General features: G+C 74.5%; 18 protein-coding genes and 1 tRNA gene. 8 read left to right on the top strand and 11 right to left on the bottom strand.

The features are described 5' to 3' along the window. Positions 1-28 precede the first annotated feature (28 nt). On the bottom strand, positions 29-958 hold the full coding sequence (locus C8054_RS06415) for an LLM class F420-dependent oxidoreductase (protein ID WP_107155790.1): 930 nt from the start codon (positions 956-958) through the stop codon (positions 29-31). Between the two features lie 65 nt (positions 959-1,023). On the opposite strand from C8054_RS06415, the gene C8054_RS06410 reads away from it, so the two are divergent. Together C8054_RS06410 and C8054_RS06405 are read left to right on the top strand one after the other, a co-directional pair. Next, positions 1,024-1,332, top strand: coding sequence for a helix-turn-helix transcriptional regulator (locus C8054_RS06410; RefSeq protein ID WP_107155789.1), 309 nt, complete (start codon positions 1,024-1,026; stop codon positions 1,330-1,332). Positions 1,333-1,334: 2 nt separating this feature from the next. Continuing rightward, entirely contained in the window at positions 1,335-1,865 is a 531-nt protein-coding gene (locus C8054_RS06405; RefSeq protein ID WP_107155788.1) for an SRPBCC family protein, read from the top strand. Between the two features lie 3 nt (positions 1,866-1,868). Here C8054_RS06405 and C8054_RS06400 read toward each other — a convergent pair whose 3' ends face one another. Next, entirely contained in the window at positions 1,869-2,462 is a 594-nt protein-coding gene (locus C8054_RS06400; RefSeq protein WP_107155787.1) for a biliverdin-producing heme oxygenase, read from the bottom strand. A 187-nt stretch (positions 2,463-2,649) separates the two neighbouring features. Between C8054_RS06400 and C8054_RS06395 the strand changes: the two genes are divergently transcribed. Further along, positions 2,650-3,606, top strand: coding sequence for an ATP-binding cassette domain-containing protein (locus C8054_RS06395; RefSeq protein WP_107155786.1), 957 nt, complete (start codon positions 2,650-2,652; stop codon positions 3,604-3,606). Beyond that, positions 3,603-4,427, top strand: coding sequence for an ABC transporter permease (locus C8054_RS06390; RefSeq protein ID WP_107155785.1), 825 nt, complete (start codon positions 3,603-3,605; stop codon positions 4,425-4,427). The genes C8054_RS06395 and C8054_RS06390 overlap by 4 nt, the downstream gene beginning before the upstream one ends. A 91-nt stretch (positions 4,428-4,518) precedes the next feature. Here the strand turns inward: C8054_RS06390 and C8054_RS06385 are convergent, their stop codons facing one another. Both C8054_RS06385 and C8054_RS06380 read right to left on the bottom strand, forming a co-directional pair. Further along, on the bottom strand, positions 4,519-7,719 hold the full coding sequence (locus C8054_RS06385) for a BTAD domain-containing putative transcriptional regulator (protein WP_107155784.1): 3,201 nt from the start codon (positions 7,717-7,719) through the stop codon (positions 4,519-4,521). 68 nt (positions 7,720-7,787) lie between these two features. Next, positions 7,788-8,372 carry a GNAT family N-acetyltransferase gene (locus tag C8054_RS06380; protein ID WP_107155783.1) on the bottom strand — a complete coding sequence of 195 codons (585 nt, stop codon included), beginning with the start codon at positions 8,370-8,372 and terminating at the stop codon, positions 7,788-7,790. Positions 8,373-8,411: 39 nt separating this feature from the next. On the opposite strand from C8054_RS06380, the gene C8054_RS06375 reads away from it, so the two are divergent. Further along, complete coding sequence (locus C8054_RS06375) at positions 8,412-8,879, top strand: SRPBCC family protein (protein ID WP_107155893.1); 468 nt, start codon at positions 8,412-8,414, stop codon at positions 8,877-8,879. A gap of 16 nt (positions 8,880-8,895) precedes the next feature. Here C8054_RS06375 and C8054_RS31680 read toward each other — a convergent pair whose 3' ends face one another. From C8054_RS31680 to C8054_RS06365, 3 genes are all read right to left on the bottom strand, one after another. Next, complete coding sequence (locus C8054_RS31680) at positions 8,896-9,084, bottom strand: hypothetical protein (protein WP_146179878.1); 189 nt, start codon at positions 9,082-9,084, stop codon at positions 8,896-8,898. Positions 9,085-9,194: 110 nt separating this feature from the next. Further along, positions 9,195-9,569, bottom strand: a complete 375-nt coding sequence (locus tag C8054_RS06370) for a VOC family protein (protein ID WP_107155782.1) — start codon at positions 9,567-9,569, stop codon at positions 9,195-9,197. A gap of 205 nt (positions 9,570-9,774) precedes the next feature. Further along, positions 9,775-10,164 (bottom strand): helix-turn-helix domain-containing protein, encoded by a 390-nt coding sequence (locus tag C8054_RS06365; RefSeq protein WP_107155781.1) that lies wholly within the window; start codon positions 10,162-10,164, stop codon positions 9,775-9,777. A gap of 102 nt (positions 10,165-10,266) precedes the next feature. On the opposite strand from C8054_RS06365, the gene C8054_RS06360 reads away from it, so the two are divergent. Continuing rightward, the gene (locus tag C8054_RS06360; RefSeq protein WP_107155780.1) at positions 10,267-10,890 is read left to right on the top strand and encodes an NAD(P)-dependent oxidoreductase; all 624 of its coding nucleotides are present in this window, start codon (positions 10,267-10,269) and stop codon (positions 10,888-10,890) included. 102 nt (positions 10,891-10,992) lie between these two features. Here C8054_RS06360 and C8054_RS06355 read toward each other — a convergent pair whose 3' ends face one another. After that, the gene (locus C8054_RS06355) at positions 10,993-11,583 is read right to left on the bottom strand and encodes a DinB family protein (protein ID WP_107155892.1); all 591 of its coding nucleotides are present in this window, start codon (positions 11,581-11,583) and stop codon (positions 10,993-10,995) included. Positions 11,584-11,654: 71 nt separating this feature from the next. On the opposite strand from C8054_RS06355, the gene C8054_RS06350 reads away from it, so the two are divergent. Continuing rightward, on the top strand, positions 11,655-11,918 hold the full coding sequence (locus C8054_RS06350) for a hypothetical protein (RefSeq protein WP_107155779.1): 264 nt from the start codon (positions 11,655-11,657) through the stop codon (positions 11,916-11,918). Between the two features lie 170 nt (positions 11,919-12,088). Then, a complete protein-coding gene (locus C8054_RS06345; RefSeq protein ID WP_107155778.1) occupies positions 12,089-12,817 on the top strand; it encodes an LPXTG cell wall anchor domain-containing protein in 729 nt (242 codons plus the stop codon). Positions 12,818-12,895: 78 nt separating this feature from the next. On the opposite strand, the gene C8054_RS06340 is transcribed toward C8054_RS06345, so the two are convergent. From C8054_RS06340 to C8054_RS06330, 3 genes are all read right to left on the bottom strand, one after another. Continuing rightward, positions 12,896-12,972: transfer RNA gene (locus tag C8054_RS06340), tRNA-Ile, on the bottom strand. A gap of 122 nt (positions 12,973-13,094) precedes the next feature. Further along, on the bottom strand, positions 13,095-14,327 hold the full coding sequence (locus C8054_RS06335) for an FAD-dependent oxidoreductase (RefSeq protein ID WP_107155777.1): 1,233 nt from the start codon (positions 14,325-14,327) through the stop codon (positions 13,095-13,097). Beyond that, positions 14,320-16,455, bottom strand: coding sequence for an MMPL family transporter (locus C8054_RS06330; RefSeq protein WP_107155891.1), 2,136 nt, complete (start codon positions 16,453-16,455; stop codon positions 14,320-14,322). The genes C8054_RS06335 and C8054_RS06330 overlap by 8 nt, the downstream gene beginning before the upstream one ends. Positions 16,456-16,461: the final 6 nt, after the last annotated feature.

Raw genomic sequence — 16,461 nt, 5'->3', positions numbered from 1 at the left:
CCCTGCGGCCCTGGTCGCGGGTCCGCGCTCAGAGCTGCGGCATCACCTCGGCGGCGACCAGTTCCAGGTGGTCCAGGTCGGCCAGGTCGAGCACCTGGAGGTAGATCCGGCTGCTGCCCGTCCCGGCGTACCGGCCGAGCGTGTCGACCACCTCGGCGGGCGTGCCCGCCGCGCCGTTCGCGCGCAGTTCGGCGGGCTCCCGGCCGATCGCCTCGGCGCGCCGGGCCACCTCGGCGTCGTTCCGGCCGCAGCAGAGCACCAGCGCGTTGGACCAGGTCATCGTGGCCGGGTCCCGGTCGATCTCGGCGCAGGCGTCCCGCACCCGCCGGAACTGGGCCGTCGTGTCGTCGACCGAGGCGAACGGCATGTTGAACTCGTCGGCGTACCGGGCGGCCAGACCGGGCGTGCGCTTCGGGCCGCGACCGCCGAGCAGGACCGGCGGGCGGGGTCGCTGCACCGGCTTGGGCAGCGCCGGCGAGTCGGTGACCGGGTAGTACGTGCCGGGGAAGTCGAACGTGGCACCGGCCGGGGTGGACCAGAGACCGGTGATGATCGCGAGTTGCTCCTCCAGTCGGTCGAACCGCTCGCCCACCGGCGGGAACGGGATGCCGTAGGCGGCGTGCTCCTCGGCGTACCAGCCGGCGCCGATGCCCAGCTCGACCCGGCCGCCGCTCATCTGGTCGACCTGAGCCACGGTGATGGCGAGCGGGCCGGGCAGCCGGAACGTGGCGGCGCTCATCAGCGTGCCGAGCCGGATCCGGGTGGTGTCACGGGCCAGGCCGGCGAGCGTGGTCCAGGCGTCGGTCGGTCCGGGATCGCCGCTCACCGAGCCCATTTTCAGGTAGTGGTCGGAGCGGAAGAACGCGGCGAAGCCGGTCTCCTCCGCGCGTCGCGCCACGGCGAGCAACTGGTCGTAGCTGGCCCCCTGCTGGGGTTCGGTGAAGATCCGCAGTTCCATGCCCCGAGCATAGGGACACCCTTCATGCCCCCACAGACATATAACCGGTGTGGCATATTGGACGGGTGCCCGTGGACACCTTCGCCGTACTGGCCGAGCCCGCCCGCCGCCGCATCCTCGACCGGCTGCGCCGGGCGGAGAGCAGCGTCGGCGACCTGGTGGGCGCGCTGGGCATGAGCCAGCCGACCGTCTCCAAACACCTCCGGGTGCTGCGCGAGGCGGGCCTGGTCACCTGCCGCAGCGCGGCCCAACGGCGGATCTACCGGGTCGACACCGGGCCGCTGCGGGCGGTGGACGACTGGCTCGGGCCGTACCGGCTGATGTGGACCGAACACCTCGACGCCCTGGAGCGCCATCTCGACCGTCAGGAGTGACGATGCAACGTGACAGCTTCCGCCCCGGCCCGCTCGCCGACGTCGACCGGGTTCCGGTCGACGACCGGTGGGACCTGGTCCTCGTCCGCGGCCTGCGGCACCCGCCCGAACGGGTCTGGACCGCGCTGACCGACCCGGCGCAGCTCGCCGAGTGGGCCCCGTTCCTGGCCGACCGCGACCTGGGCAGCCCCGGCGAGACCACACTCCGCACGGTCGACGGCGACCGGGCGCACCCGGCGCCGGCCACGGTCCTGCGCGCGGACCCCCCGCGCGTGCTGGAGTACACCTGGGGCACCGCCCCGCTCCGCTGGGAACTGACGCCGACCGACGCCGGCACCACGCTCACGCTGCGGCACCGGATCGACCGGTCCGACCTGGCCCCGATGGTGGCCGCCGGCTGGCACCTCTGCCTGGACGTCGCCGGGCACCTGCTCGACGGCGACCCGGTCGGCCCGATCCGCGGCGCGGAGGCGAAGGAATTCGACTGGGCCGCGCTGCGCGACGCGTACGCCGAGCGCCTGGACCGTCCCTGAGCCTCAGGTCACGGGCGCGGCATCACCCACGACGTCGAAGGTCCGCCGGGCCGCCTCGACGGCGTCGTGCCGTTCGGCCGCCGACCACTCCCGCCTGGCCAGCGCGCGCCGGAAGTCCCGCCAGTCGCGCCCTGGCGAGCCCCCACTGCGGCGGAAGAACCGGGTCGCCTCCCCCTCGGCCAATCCCAGCCGGCGCTCCACCTCCGGCGCGATGACGCTGCCGCCCAGGGCGCTGCCGAGCAGGACGTACCGGCCGCCGACCGCCCGGGCGAGGGTGTCGAAGCGGAGACCCGACGAACCGGCGACCGGCCGGTCGGGCGCGACGCCGAGGGTGGCCAGGTCGGCGCGGAGCAACGCGGTGGCCCCGCCCAGCCGGGGGTCGAGCGGGAGCCCGGACCAGTCGGCGGCGGCGAGGTCCCGCTCCAGCGGCGACCAGGCGGCGAGCAGCCCGACCAGCGCGGCGGCCAGATCGCCTCGGGAGCGGATCCGGTCGGGCAGGCCGAGCCGCCGTTCCACGGCGGTGTGGTGGTCGCCTGTGCCGTCGCGCAGCGCGGCCAGCATCGGCGACGCCGCCGGGCGCCGGGACTGATCGGACATCCGGCGAGTATGCCCAGCCGGGCCGGGCGGCGCACCTCGCCACCGCCATCCGGGCCGGCCGTTCACCGATCCAGGTGGTCGGCGGGCGCGGCGAGCGGGCACCTCCTGTCGGTCGGCGGCGCGGTGTGCGTACCGGTGTCAGCGTCGTGTGCGCGCGCTGCCAGCGGCGCCCGCCATGGTCGGTGCCATGAGTTACGCATTCGAGGCGGAGGGCCTGGTCAAGCGGTTCGGTTCGACGACCGCGCTGGCCGGGATCGACCTCGCCGCACGACGGGGGACCGTGCTGGGGGTGCTGGGGCCGAACGGCGCCGGCAAGACCACCGCGGTACGCATCCTCGCCACCCTGCTGCGCCCGGACTCCGGGCGGGCCACCGTCGGCGGTCACGACGTGGTCGCCGACGCCGCCCGGGTCCGCCGGCTGATCGGCCTGACCGGACAGTACGCGTCGGTCGACGAGGACCTGACCGGTACGCAGAACCTGGTGCTGATCGGCCGGCTGCTGGACCTGAGCCGGCGCGACGCCCGGGCGCGGGCGGCCGAACTGCTCGCCTGGTTCGACCTGACCGCCGCCGCCGGACGGCCGGCCAAGACGTACTCCGGTGGCATGCGCCGCCGGCTGGACCTGGCCGCGAGCCTGGTCGGCCGCCCGGAGGTGATCTACCTGGACGAGCCGACGACCGGCCTGGACCCGGCCAAGCGCGAGGAGATGTGGGGGGTGGTCCGCTCGCTCGTCGACGACGGCTCGACGGTGCTGCTCACCACGCAGTACCTGGACGAGGCGGACGCGCTGGCCGACGAGATCTCGGTGATCGACCACGGCCGGGTGATCGCCCACGGCACGCCGGCCGAGCTGAAGCGCATCGCCGGCAGCCAGACCATCGTGGTCCGGCCGACCGAGCCGGAGCGGATCGGCGAGGTCGCCGACATCCTGCGCGCCGCCACCGGCGCCGAACCCGAACTGCCCCGGCCCGGCCTGCTCACCGTGCCGGTGGAGGGCGACGCGGCGTTCACCGCTGTCGTCCGCCGGCTCGACGACGCCGGCATCGGGGTGGTCGAGCTGGCGCTACGGCTGCCCAGCCTGGACGAGGTGTTCTTCACGTTGACCGGCCACGGCGCCGAGCAGCCCACGGAGGTGGCGGCATGACCACGACCACGCACCCGGCGGCGACGCCGCCCCGGACCCGTGCGCCCCGGGCCGGCGCCCGCCCGTTCGGGCTGGTCCGGCACAGCCTCGCGCTCGCCGGCCGCAGCCTGATCAAGACGCTCCGCACGCCGGAGCAGCTCCTCGACGTGACGCTCCAACCGATCGTCTTCGTGCTGATCTTCGTCTACCTGCTGGGCGGCGCGATCTCCGGCTCGCAGCATGAGTACCTGGAGTTCCTGCTCCCGGCGATCATGGTGCAGACCGTGCTGTTCGCGTCCGTCGCGACCGGCGTCAGCCTCAACACCGACATCGAGAAGGGCGTCTTCGACAGGTTCCGCAGCCTGCCGATCGCCCGGTCCGCGCCGCTCGTCGGCTCCGTGGTCGGCGACCTGGTGCGGTTCGTGGTCTCGATCGTGGTGCTGTTCACGTTCGGCTACGCCATCGGCTTCCGGATCGGCACCGATCCGCTGTCCACGCTGGCGGCGTGCCTGCTGACCATCGCGTTCGCGTTCGCGGTGAGCTGGGTCGGGGTGCTGCTCGGCGTGCTGATGCGCAGCCCGAGCGCGGTGCAGGGCACCGCGTTCCTGGTGATGTTCCCGCTGACGTTCGGCACCAACATGATGGCGCCCACCGACACGATGCCCGGCTGGTTGCAGTGGTGGGTCGGCGTGAACCCGGTGGCCGACGTGATGACCGCGGCGCGGGGCCTGATCCTCGGCGGCCCGGTCGCCGGGCCGGTGACCCGGTCACTGATCTGGACCGTGGCGATCATCGCGGTCTGCGCGCCGCTGGCCGTGCGGGCCTACCGGCGCCGCGCCTGACCGACCGTACCGGGCGGCCAGGGCCGCCGCCGCACGCAGTCAGCCACACCGAGTCGGGCCGCCGCCCCGCGAACGTCGGGCGGCGGCCGTCTCACCGGGCCGGGTCGCCGCTCGCCGGGGCGGCGGCCCGACTCAGGCCGTCCGGGGCCGGGTCACCGCTCACGGACGCCAGGGCGGCGGTCCGGCTCAGACCGTGCCCCCTGGCGTACGCGGCGGCGTACCCGTCGTCGCCCAGTTCGACGCGCAGCCGCTCGGCGAGCCGCTGCGCGTCCGGGTTGGACCGGTCCGGCCAGCCGCGCAGCGAGTCGGACGTGCCGAGCAGCTCGGCGGCCCGCTCGTACCGGCCCTCCGCCGCGGCGACCGCCACCCAGCCGACCGCGATGATCGCGATCACCGGCATGTCCCGGGCGGCGAGCCCCCGGGCGGTGGCCTCGGCCAGGCAGCCACGCGCACCCGGCACGTCGCCCCGGGCGAGCGCGAGGTTCGCCATCGCGGCCAACAGCAGCCCGCGGAACTGCGGCGCGACGAGCGGCGCCTCGTCCTGGCGGCGCATCGCCTCCGCGAAACACTCCGCCGCCTCGTCGAGCGAACCCTCGATCCGGGCGATGTCGCCGAGCATCATCAGCGCGAACGCGGCGTCCCGACCCTCCCGGTCGCCCACCCGCTCGGCCACGAACCGGCGCAGTTCCGCCTTGGCGCCGGCCACGTCCCCGGACCGGGCCCGGATGGCCGCCAGCCAGATCAACTGGAAGCCCGGCTCGGCGCTCGGGTTCAGCTCGCGGACCAGCCGCGCCGACTCCTCCAGCGCGGCCGTGGCCGCCGGGAAGTCACCGCGCTTGGTGAGCGCGTCGGCGTACTGGCTCAACACCATCGACAGGCTCCACCGTTCGCCGACCACCCGCAGCTCCGCGACCGCCCCGGTCAGGTCGCGCAGCATGCCCTCGGCGTCGCCGTCGTTCTCCCGGATCTGGCCGCGCATGGTGAGCAGCGTGCCGTCGGTCCACGGGTCGGGGTGCCCGCGGGCGCGGTCCACCGCCGCGATCCCGGCGGCGGTGTCGTCGGTGAACATCGACAGGGCCGGTTCGAGCAGCGCCACCAGCGGGTGCCCGGTCCCCTGCGCCGCGCGGACCGCGTCGGTCAGCTCCGCGATCCGCTCCGGCACGGGCTCGCGGGCGCTGTGGAACATCTCGGTGATCATGCGGATGGCGAGCACCACGGCCCGCTCCGCCGCCGGCACCGGGCCGGGCAACGCGAGCGCGCGGGCCAGCACGTCGCCGCCGATCCCACCGTCGTCCCCCCAGATGATCAGCGGCAGCGCCAGCCCGGCGCCGATCCGCAGCGCGGTGTCGGCGTCCCCGGCGTCGCAGGCGAAGTGCAGCGCGCCGACGATGTTCTCCCGTTCCGCGGCCAGCAGCCGCAGCCAGGGGAGCTGGCCGGCAGTGCGCAGGTGCGGCTCCGCGGTCACCACCAGGTCCCGGAAGTACGCGGCGTGCGCGGCCCGCGCCTCGGCGGCGACGCCGGCCGCGACGAGCCGCTCCAGCCCGTACTCCCGGATGGTCTCCAGCATCCGGAACCGCCCGTCGCCGACCACCTGGAGCAGCGACTTGTCGACGAGCGCGTCGAGCAGCGCGGCGGCGGCCGGGCCGGCGACGCCGGCCGCCGACTCGGCGGTGACCGAGGCCGGGAACACGGCGAGCCGCTCGGCGAGCCGGCGCTCGCCGCCGGTGAGCAGACCCCAGCTCCAGTCCACCACCGCGCGCAGCGTCCGGTGCCGGGGCAGCGCGGTCCGGCTGCCGCCGGTCAGCAGCCGGAACCGGTCGTCCAGGCCGGCCGCGACCTGCCGCGGCGACACAGTCCGCAGCCGCGCCGCGGCCAGTTCGATGGCGAGCGGCAGGCCGTCCAGGCGGCGGCAGATCTCCACCACGTCGGCGACGTTGTCGTCGGTCACCGTGAACCCGGCCCGCACGGCCCCGGCCCGGTCGCGCAGCAACTGCACCGAGGGGTACGCGACCGCGTCGGCCGGCGACACGTCCGCCGGCGGCAGGCGCAGCGGCGGTACCGGATCCAGCGCCTCGCCGACGATGCCGAGCGGCTCGCGGGACGTGGCCAGCACACGCAGCCCCGGGCAACGGCCGAGCAACTCCTCGGCGAGCCGGGCAGCCGCGTCGACGACGTGCTCGCAGTTGTCCAGCACGATCAACGTCTCGTCGGCGGCGAGCGCGTCGACCAGCCGGCCGAGCGTGTCGCGGGGCGGGGTCCGGGCCGGTTCCAGCGCCCGCTCCCGGCGACCGAGCGTGTCGAGCACGGCGCGGGGCACGTCCCCCGGGTCGGTGATCGGGGCCAGCTCGACGAGCCAGGCCCCACCCGGTACGCCGTCCGCCAGCCGGCCGGCCGCCACGCTCGCCAGCCGGGTCTTGCCGGCGCCGCCCGGCCCGAGCAGCGTGACCAGCCGGTTGCCGGCGAGCAGCCCGGTGAGCCGACGCAGGTCGTCGTCCCGCCCGACGAACGTGGTGAGCGCGGCGCGCAGGTTCCCCCGCCGCCCGGCGGGTGCCGGTGGCGGGGCCGCCTCGCCCCGCAACAACGCCAGGTGCGCGGCCCGCAGCTCGGGCGAGGGATCCACCCCCAGCTCCTCGGCGAGCCGCTCCCGGATCCGCTCGTACGCGGCCAGCGCCTCGGCGGGCCGGCCGGCGGCGGCCAGCGCCCGCAGGCGCAGCGCGGCCAGCCGCTCCCGCAGCGGATGCGCGGCGGTCAACTCGTCCAGCTCGGCCACCAGCAGCTCCGGCCGGCCGATCCGCAGCTCCGCCTCGATCCGGTCCTCCTGGGCGGTGAGCCGCAGCTCCGTCAGGCGCGCCACTGCGGCGTCCGCGTACGAGGCGTCGGCGACCTCGGCCAGCGCCGGGCCGCGCCACAGTGCCAGCGCGTCCCGCAGTGACCCGAGCGCCCGCTGCGGGTCGCCGTCGCGCAGCGCCTCCCGACCCTGGCGGGCCAGCCGCGCGAACCGCTCCGCGTCCACGTCGTCCGGGGCCAGGTCGAGCCGGTACCCGGTCGGGCCGCTGCGTACCCCGAGCCCGGGCACCGCGCGGCGCAGCCGGGACACCAGCGTCTGCACGGCGTTCGCGGTGTCGGCGGGCGGCGCGTCCGCCCAGAGCGCCTCGGCCAGCGCCGGCACGCTCACCGGGCGGCCCGGGTCCAGGGCGAGACGGATCAGCAGCGCCCGCAGCCGGGCGCCGGCGACGTCGACGGCCCGTTCGCCGTCGCGGACCTCCAGCGGCCCGAGGATCCCCACCCGCACGCCGTCACTCTCTCATCCGCGCGACCAGCCGTGCGCGGCGTGCCCGTGGCAGCCGCTGTCCATCTGGGCTACGCGTCGCCGCGGACGCGGGCGTGCAGGTGCATGTCGTGCCGTCCGTCCGGGTGGACGGCGGCGTTGCGCCTGGTGCCCTCGGCCCGGAAGCCGGCCTTGACGGCGACCCGGCAGGACGCCTGGTTGCGGGTCGAGTGGTCGAGTTCGAGACGGTGGAAGCCGGCGCCGAGCGCCCAGTCACTCACCGCCCGCAACGACCGGGAGGCCACGCCCGCGCCGCGGGCGGCCGGCACCACCCAGTACGCGCACACCGCCACCCCGTCCCCGAGATCCATGGCGCCCAGCACCATGCGCCCGAGCGGCTCACCGCCGCCGTCCGTCATCGCCCAGCTCGCCGCCGTCTCCTGGCGCCACGCCCGGCGGTAGTACGCGAACCAGTCGCGGACCTGGTCCTCGGAGTCGGGTCGGCGGGTGTGCCAGCGGCGGATCTCGGGATCCTGGTAGGCGGCGAGGAACGCCGACGCGTCGGACGCCTGCCACGGCCGCAGGACGAGGTCGTCGCCGACGGCGAGCGTCGGCTGCGGACCGGACGCGAGGGTGCCGGCGGGAATGGCGGGCGGCGTCGAGAGCGGAAATCTCACCCGCCCATCGTCTCCTCGACCGGCTCCTAGAATCGAGTGGTGAGCAGGATCGATCGGGCCAGCAGGACGATCGCCGCGACGCCGGCGACGGTCTACGACGCGCTTCTGCGCCGGGACGCGCTGGAGGCGTGGCTGCCGCCGGACGGCATGCGCGGGCGGATCGATCGGTGGGATCCCCGCCCCGGTGGCGGTTTCCGGATGGCGCTCACCTACCTCGACCCGACCGGCAGTCCGGGCAAGACGTCGGACGCGACGGACGTCGTCGACGTCGGGTTCGCCGACCTGGTCCGGTCGGAGCGGGTGGTGCAGACCGCGGTGTTCGAGGCCGACGACCCGGCGTACGCGGGGGCCATGACCCTGACCTGGCACCTGGCCGCGGCCGGCGACGCGACCGAGGTGACCGTCACCGCGACCGGCGTGCCACCCGGCATCGACCAGGCGGTGCACGAGGAGGGCATCGCGTCCTCGCTGGCCAACCTGGCCGCGTACGTCGAGTCGGCGCGCTGACGACCTGGACGCCGTCTCAGGCCGGCGGGGTGAACACCACGGCGAGGATGGCGACCAGCGACGCCGCCGAGATGACCATCGCGCCGAATGCCGGATCGACCGCCAGCGCCAGCACGACGCCGCAGACCGCCAGGCCCAGCGCGACCCCGACCACGCGCCGCTGCCGGGCGGACATCCGGGACCATGCCGTCGACTGTCGAGCCATGCCGTCAGCGTCCCACAGGGTCGGGCGATCGGCTGACCGGAGTTGCCCGCCCGGCGGGCTGGCGTGCCGGCCGGGCACCGGTCTCGGCGCCCGGCCGGCACCCGTCCGAACTACAGGTACGGGCGGGTGATCAGCTCGATGGCGTGGCCCCCGGGGTCCTTGAAGTAGACGCCCCGGCCGCCGTGCTCGTCGTTGATCTCACCGGGGCGACGCATCTGCGGATCGGCCCAATGCTCGACGCCCTGGTCGCACAGCCGCTGGTACGCCCGATCGAACAGGTCGTCGTCGATCAGGAACGCGTAGTGCTGCATCTGGATCTCCACCGGCGGCTCGGCGAACTGGAGCAGCACGCCGTCGGAGAGCTGCACGTTGGTGAACGGACCCCAGGACGGCGCCTCCGGCAGCTCCAGCAGCTCCCGGAAGAACCGGGCCGACGCGTGGCGGTCCCGGGCGGCGACGATGGTGTGGTTGAACGAAACGGTCATGCGGTTGACCTCACGGTGCTCGACACGAATGGGAACCATCGGTGCGCGAGCGGCGGGGAGGTCCGCGGGCCCGGCCTGGCGGGTGCTTGTGGCGCACCCGTGGCGCGGTCAGACCTCCACCGGATCACCAATCCGTGCATGGCCTCGGGCCGGTCCGGTGTTCACGAACGCTGACGCTAGTCGGCCCGGTCGACAGTCGCAATCGTCACGCCGGCCGGGTCCGCCGGCCGGGAGGCGCCGCGGCGTCGTACGACTCGCGCGCGTCGAGCAGTTCGTCCCAGTGCCGCTCGGTCCAGGCGCACGCCACCGCGATCGGTTCGAGCATGCTGCGGCCCACCGGCGTCAGCTCGTACTCGACGGTGCGTCCGGGGTGGACGGTGCGCGTCACCAGACCGTCCCGTTCCAGGGCGCGCAGCGAGCCGGTGAGCACCTTCGGGGTGACGCGGCGCAGCGGCACCCGCAGCTCGGAGAAGCGCCGTGGGCCGCCTTCGAGGCAGCGGATGATGAGCGCCGCCCACTTGTCGCCGAACCGGATCGGGTTGAGCGAGGACGGGCACAGCTCGTCGAACATGTCGGCGGGCAACGGTTGCCTCATGCGGCTCACGATAGCCGGTATCCCGGAGGTAACCAGGCCCGTCGATACCGTCGGCGCACCGGCCGGGCACAGGGCTCCGGCCCTGGTGAGAGGCATCTTCTCATGAACATCGTGATCTTCGGCGCCGGCGGTCGCGCCGGACGCCGGGCCGTGGCCGAGGCGCGGCGGCGCGGCCACCGGGTCACGGCGGTGGTACGCGACCCCGCCCGGCACCGCGACCCGATCGACGCGCCGGTGGTGGCCGGCGACGTCACCGACCCGGACAGCGTGGCGCGGGCCGCCGCCGGGCAGGACGCGGCGATCAGCGCGGCGGCGGACCTGACCGTGCCAGCGCAGGACTTCTTCCCCGCGTCGTCGCGCGCGCTGGCCGCCGGGCTCACCGAGGCGGGCGTACGCCGCCTGGTGGTGGTCGGTCTCGCACCGGTCCTGCCCGGGCCGTCCGGCGTGCCCCTGATGGACGAGCCCGGCTACCCGGACGAGTACCGCCCGTTCTTCCTCGGCCACGCGGCGGGCCTCGCCGAGCTGCGACACTGCGAGCTCTACTGGTCGTACGTGGCACCGGCGGGCGACTTCGACCACGACGGCGCCCGTACCGGCCGCTACGAGTTCGCCGCGCACGGCGATCCGGCCAGCCGGATCAGCTACCCGGACTTCGCGATCGCGCTGCTCGACGAGATCGAGGCGCCCCGCCACCCTCGGGGCACCGCGAGCGTCCGGGAGGCGTGAACCCCGAGCCGGCCGGGTCCCGTCCCGCCGAGATGGGTCAGCGTTCGCGGGTGAGGGCCGACAGGCCCCAGAGTTCGGCGATGCGTCCGTCGCGTACCCGAGTCAGTCCCCCTCCGCGCCGGCGGCCTCCCGCGCGTTCCGCTCCACCATGTCCCGATGGGCAGTCACGGCCGCCGGGTCCAGGTCCGGCACGTTCGTCATGGTGGGGAGCAGACCGACCATGCCGTCGATCAGCTCTCGGACGATGTCGGCGTGGCCGGCGTGGCGCTGCGTCTCGGCGGTCACGTGCACCAGGACGTGGTGCAGCGTCACCTCGCCGCCGTCGCCCCACCACGGCACCCGACCCACCGCGTCCAGCGGCAACGCCTCGATCGTGGCGTCCGCGTGCGCCCAGGACCGTCGGTACAGCTCGATGACGGACTCGCGCGAGTCGGTCGGCAGGGCCCACGTATCCCACGTCTCCTCGCCCGCCGGCCACTGAGGAACGGCATCGCTCGGCCGACCGAAGGTCTCACCGAAGTAGCCGAACTCGCCTCGGGCCGAGTGCTTGACCAGGCCCAGCAGGTTCGTGCCGGTGGGCGTCAGCGGGCGGCGGATGTCGTACTCGTCCAGCCCGTCGAGCTTCCACACCAGTACGCTGCGCGCCCCGCGCAGGTAGTCGAGCAGGTCGGCCTTGGGGTCGAAGATCGCCATGGCGGACAGCATGCGGCATCCGACTCCGGCGGCGCAGCCCCGGCCCCGACGATCGCCGCTAGGGTGGGTCGATGGCTGAACTGCTGGCGATCGTGCTGGTCGTCGGTGTCCTGGCGGCCGTCCTGGGGTGTCTCGCGTGGCTGGCGGCCCGGGTCCGTCGCCGGGGCGTCGGCGACAACGTCATGGGGCCGTTCGAGGAGATCTGGCATCCGGCCGCGCACCGCTTCCGGGCCGAGATCCAGGTGTACGAGGAACGCATGGCGCCACTGCCGCCGGCGGAGGGCCCGGGACGGCGGGGCGACGAGCCTGCGCGCCCCCGTGCGGCTGACCACTGACGCCCGCCTCCTGCCGCCGGAAGGACCGGCATGTGGGTGCATCTGTGGTCGCCCCCGCGACCACAGATGCACCCAGCGCCCTCCATCACCGCGCTTCGCGCGGGGCAGTGCGGTCCGCCCGCTGTCGGTAGCATCTCCATGTTTTGTCTACAACGGGGAGGACCATCCACGTGCGATGGAAGTTGTCGGCCGGCGTCCTGGTGGCGCTGGCTTTTCTGATTCCGGCGGCGCCTGCGGCGGCTCAGGCTCAGGTGCCCGGGCTGGATCCGGCCTGCCAGACGGTGGAGCGCAAGGTCTACAAGGATTTCCGCGAGCTCATCACCATCGATGTGGACACCGCCACCAACGCCGAGTTGCGGCTGTTGGGCTACCGGCTTCTGGCTGAGGCCCAAGCCGAATCGTTGCTCGTTCTGCCCAAGGCCATCGAGGACCGGCTGAACGGCACCGCGGATGATCTGCGCGCGTTCCTCAAGTCGGACGTGCAGGACCGCTGGCAGACGGACCTGCGCGTCAAGACGAACCAGGCCATGACCGGCGCCGGTCCCAACGTGCGGGCCGCGACGCAGAAGGCACTCGACGACGGGTCCATCGACGTCCTCCTGGCCTTCCTGAACACCGGCCTGTACGACGCCCGCGCGCTCGACTGCGCGGCGCAGCCGACGGCGACGCCGACGGTTCAGCCCACGCCGACGGCGAGCGCCTCGCCCAGCGCCTCGACGACGGTCGCACCGACCGCTGCCCCCTCCGTCAGCCCGGGTGCGCCCGGCGGCGAGGGCGGCGGGCTGCCGGTGACCGGTTCCGACACCGCGACCGTGGCCGCCATCGGCGGCACGCTGCTGCTCCTCGGTGGCGTGGGCTACGTGATCGGGCGGCGGCGCCGAGCCCGCTTCGTGGCATAGCACGCGCGACGCGCCCGGCCCGACACGTCGTCGGGCCGGGCGCGACCCGCGTCACCGTCATTGACCTGGGAGTTGGCGTGGTGGGGCGGGCGGGGTTCGAACCCGCGACCGAGGGATTATGAGTCCCCTGCTCTAACCGGCTGAGCTACCGCCCCGTCACCGCGCGTCGGATCGTAACCCGCCGATCGATCACCGGCCACCACCGCTCCGGCGCCGTGAGACGCCGTGACGCCACGATGGGCAACGCGAGAATAACAGCGCGCAGCGGAACGCCGAATCAACCCCGCAACTCGTCGAGCACCGCGCCGGCGGTGCGCCAGCCACTGGCCAACGCGCCCTGGATGGACGGGCTGTCGCGGTGGTCGCCGGCCACGAACAGGCCGTCGCCGAGCGCCACCGGCTTGCGCAGCCGACCCTGTGGCGGCGGGGCGGCCGGCAGCGCGTCGGGCACCGAGACGGTGGTGAGGTGGGTCCAGTCGGCGGTGGAGCGGCCGTAGAGGCGGTCCAGCTCGCGGCGGATCACCGGCTCGGGCGGGGCCTGCGGGCCGACCACGGACGTGGCCACCAGGTGCTGGCCGGCCGGCGCGTACGTCGGGGCGGCGTTGCTGATCACCACCGTGTTGACGACAAGTTCCCGGCGGTCGCCGTCGAGCAGCAGGATCGGCTCGTCCAGCGGCGGCGTGTCGGTGCGGTGGTAGTAGGTGGTGTACGCGTGCATGCGTACCCGCTCGACGGCCGGCAGCAGCGTGGCCGCCGCCGGCGGGTCGGCGGCGACCACGACGGCACGGCAGGTGATCTCGCCGGCCTCGGTGCGGACCCGGCCGGGCGCGACTGCGGTGACCGGCGTGCGCAGCGTGAGCTGCTCGGCGGGCAGCGGCGCGGCGACGGCTCGGGGCAGCGCGCCCATCCCCCGCGCGGGCAGGCCGATCCGGCCCCTGGCGAACGAGCGCAGGATGACCGCGAACACGTGGCTGGAGGTGGCCAGCTCGCGGTCGAGCAGCACGCCGGCCAGGAACGGCCGGATCAGCTCCTCGATGATCGCGTCGGAGAGCCCGGCCCGGCGTAGCGCCGTCTCGGTGCTGGTCTCCGTGGCGGTGAGCAGCCGCCCGACGGGCAGCGTGGCGCAGCCGGCGGCGAGCGCGGCCAGGCGCAGCCGGTCACGCAGCGATCCGACGCCGGCGGTCAGCGCGCCGGGCGCGCCGGTGGGCTCGCGCAGCGGGTTGACCAGTCGGGCCAGCCGGTCGCCGCGGCGTACCAGCACGCCGGAGGTGAACCAGCCGAGGTCGAGCGCGTCGAGGTCGAGCAGCGTGCCGAGCCGGGGGTAGGCGGTGTTGAGCACCTGGAAGCCGCGGTCCAGCAGGAAGCCGTCGACCTCGTCGGTGGCGACCCGGCCACCGAGCCGGTCGCCGGCCTCCAGCAGCCGCCACGACACGCCGGCGCGGTGCAGCCGGCGGGCGGCGGCGAGGCCGGCCAGGCCGCCGCCGACGATCACCACGTCGATGTCAGGCACGGTCCACCCCCGCTCCGGCCCGGTCGCCGTCGCGGTGCGACCGGGACAGCCGGCTGGGCCACCACACCTTCGGCCCGATGTCGTACGCGAGCGCGGGCACCAGCAGCGAGCGGACCACGATGGTGTCGAGCAGCACCCCGACGGCGACCGCCACGCCCAGCTCCACCAGCACGACGAGCGGCAGCACGGCGAGCGCGGAGAACGTGGCGGCGAGCACGATGCCGGCGGAGGTGATGACGCCACCGGTGACCGCCAGGCCGGCCAGCACCCCGGCGCGGGTGCCGCGCCGCACCGACTCCTCGCGGACGCGGCTCATCAGGAAGATGTTGTAGTCGATGCCGAGCGCGACCAGGAACACGAACGCGAACAGCGGGAAGGACTGGTCGACGCCGGGGAAGTCGAAGACGTACGTGAACAGCAGCGCGCAGAGGCCGAGCGTGGCCAGGAACGACAGCACCACGGTGGCGATCAGCAGCACCGGGGCGACCAGGGCGCGCAGCAGCAGCGCCAGGATGATCGCGATGACCAGCAGCACCACCGGGATGATCACGTTGCGGTCGCGGACGGACGCGTCGGCGGTGTCCACGTTGATGGCGGTGAACCCGCCGACCACGGCGTCCGCCCCGGGCACCGCGTGCACGGCCTCGCGCAGGTCCCGGATGGTCTGTTCGGCGCCGTTGCTGTCGGGCGGGTCGGCGAGCGTCACGTTGAGCTGCACCCGGCCGTCGACCACCTTCGGCGGCGCATTCGGGTCGGGTGGCGCGTTCTGGCCCTGCTGGCCGAGCGGCAGCACGGAGGCGACGCCCTTGACGCCCTGGGCCACCTGGGCGACCCGCTGCGCGGCGGCCTGCTCGGTGAAGATGGTGGCCGGGCTGCCGGTGCCGGCCGGGAAGTGCCTGTCGATGACCTCCTGGCCGGCCACCGAGTCGGTGCGCTGGGTGAAGAGCTGTGTCTGGCCGAGCGTGGTGGCGCCGAGCTGGGTCACCCCGATCGCGAGGGCCGCCAGCACCACGGCGGTGACGATCCAGACGGTACGCGCGCGGCGCGCCACGAAGCCGGCGATCCGCCCCCAGAGGCCGTGCTCGGTACGCGGGTCGGCGTCGTCGTGCCGGGGTCGCCGGGGCCAGAACGCCCACCGGCCGCCGAGCACCAGCAGGGCGGGCAGGAACGTCAGCATCACCAGCAGCGTGGCGGCGATGCCGACGGCGCTGACCGGGCCGAGCGCCCGGTTGGAGTTGAGGCTGGACAGCAGCAGGCAGAGCAGGCTGACGATGACGGTGGCGCCGGAGGCGATGATGGCCGGGGCGGCGCCCTTCCAGGCGGCCTTCATCGCGTCCCAGGGGCGTTCGTGCCGGTGCAGTTCCTCCCGGTAGCGGGCGATGAGCAGCAGCGCGTAGTCGGTGCCGGCGCCGAAGACGAGCACGGTGAGGATGCCCTGCGCCTGCCCGTTGAGCTTCACCACGTCGTGCTTGGCGAGCTGGTAGACGACGACGGCGGCCAGCGAGTACGACATCCCGGCGGCCAGCAGCGGGAAGACCCAGAGCACCGGGCTGCGGTAGACGATCAGCAGGATGATCAGCACCACGACCAGGGTGACCAGCAGCAGTGGCCCGTCGATGGCGGAGAACACCTCGATCAGGTCGCCGAGCAGGCCGGCCGGGCCGGCCACGTCGACGGTGAGCCCGTCGCGGTCCGGGCCGGTGATGGCCCGCAGCTGGTCGACCACGCTGCGAATCTGTTCACCCTCGGCGCTGTCGATCGGGACGATCACCTGGGCGGCCTGCTTGTCCTGGCTGACGACCGGCGGTGGCAGCGGGCCGACCACGCCGGGCACCTGGACGAAGCGGGCCGCGTCGGCCTGGATGCGCTGCTGGTCGGCGGCGGTGATGCCGCTGGTGCGCTCGTAGACGACCAGGGCCGGGGTGGTCTCCCGGTCGACGAAGCCGGCGGCGAGGTCCTGGGCGCGGGTGGCCTCGGCATCGGCCGGGAGGAAGGACGCGTTGTCGTTGGTGGCGACGTCGCCGAGCTTGCCGGCGTACGGGCCGGCGACGCCGCCGACGATCAGCCAGCCGAGCACCACCGCCACCGCGATCAGCGTCGCGGTCCAGCGGCTGCGTCCTGCGGCCATCTCCAC

This window comes from Micromonospora sp. RP3T (assembly GCF_003027925.1).
GTDB lineage: Bacteria > Actinomycetota > Actinomycetes > Mycobacteriales > Micromonosporaceae > Micromonospora.
The sequence above is the reverse complement of the archived record's forward strand: the minus strand, read 5'-3'. Positions and strand labels throughout refer to the sequence as shown.

Bases quoted from the DNA above. Each gene is read 5' to 3' on its own strand.
- C8054_RS06355 (WP_107155892.1), bottom strand. From the start codon at position 11,583: ATGGCGATCTTCGACCCCAAGGCCGACCTGCTCGACTACCTGCGCGGG.
- C8054_RS06395 (WP_107155786.1), top strand. From the start codon at position 2,650: ATGAGTTACGCATTCGAGGCGGAGGGCCTGGTCAAGCGGTTCGGTTCG.
- C8054_RS06370 (WP_107155782.1), bottom strand. From the start codon at position 9,569: ATGACCGTTTCGTTCAACCACACCATCGTCGCCGCCCGGGACCGCCAC.
- C8054_RS06390 (WP_107155785.1), top strand. From the start codon at position 3,603: ATGACCACGACCACGCACCCGGCGGCGACGCCGCCCCGGACCCGTGCG.
- C8054_RS06400 (WP_107155787.1), bottom strand. From the start codon at position 2,462: ATGTCCGATCAGTCCCGGCGCCCGGCGGCGTCGCCGATGCTGGCCGCG.
- C8054_RS06415 (WP_107155790.1), bottom strand. From the start codon at position 958: ATGGAACTGCGGATCTTCACCGAACCCCAGCAGGGGGCCAGCTACGAC.
- C8054_RS06405 (WP_107155788.1), top strand. From the start codon at position 1,335: ATGCAACGTGACAGCTTCCGCCCCGGCCCGCTCGCCGACGTCGACCGG.
- C8054_RS06365 (WP_107155781.1), bottom strand. From the start codon at position 10,164: ATGAGGCAACCGTTGCCCGCCGACATGTTCGACGAGCTGTGCCCGTCC.
- C8054_RS06350 (WP_107155779.1), top strand. From the start codon at position 11,655: ATGGCTGAACTGCTGGCGATCGTGCTGGTCGTCGGTGTCCTGGCGGCC.
- C8054_RS06360 (WP_107155780.1), top strand. From the start codon at position 10,267: ATGAACATCGTGATCTTCGGCGCCGGCGGTCGCGCCGGACGCCGGGCC.
- C8054_RS31680 (WP_146179878.1), bottom strand. From the start codon at position 9,084: ATGGCTCGACAGTCGACGGCATGGTCCCGGATGTCCGCCCGGCAGCGG.
- C8054_RS06330 (WP_107155891.1), bottom strand. From the start codon at position 16,455: ATGGCCGCAGGACGCAGCCGCTGGACCGCGACGCTGATCGCGGTGGCG.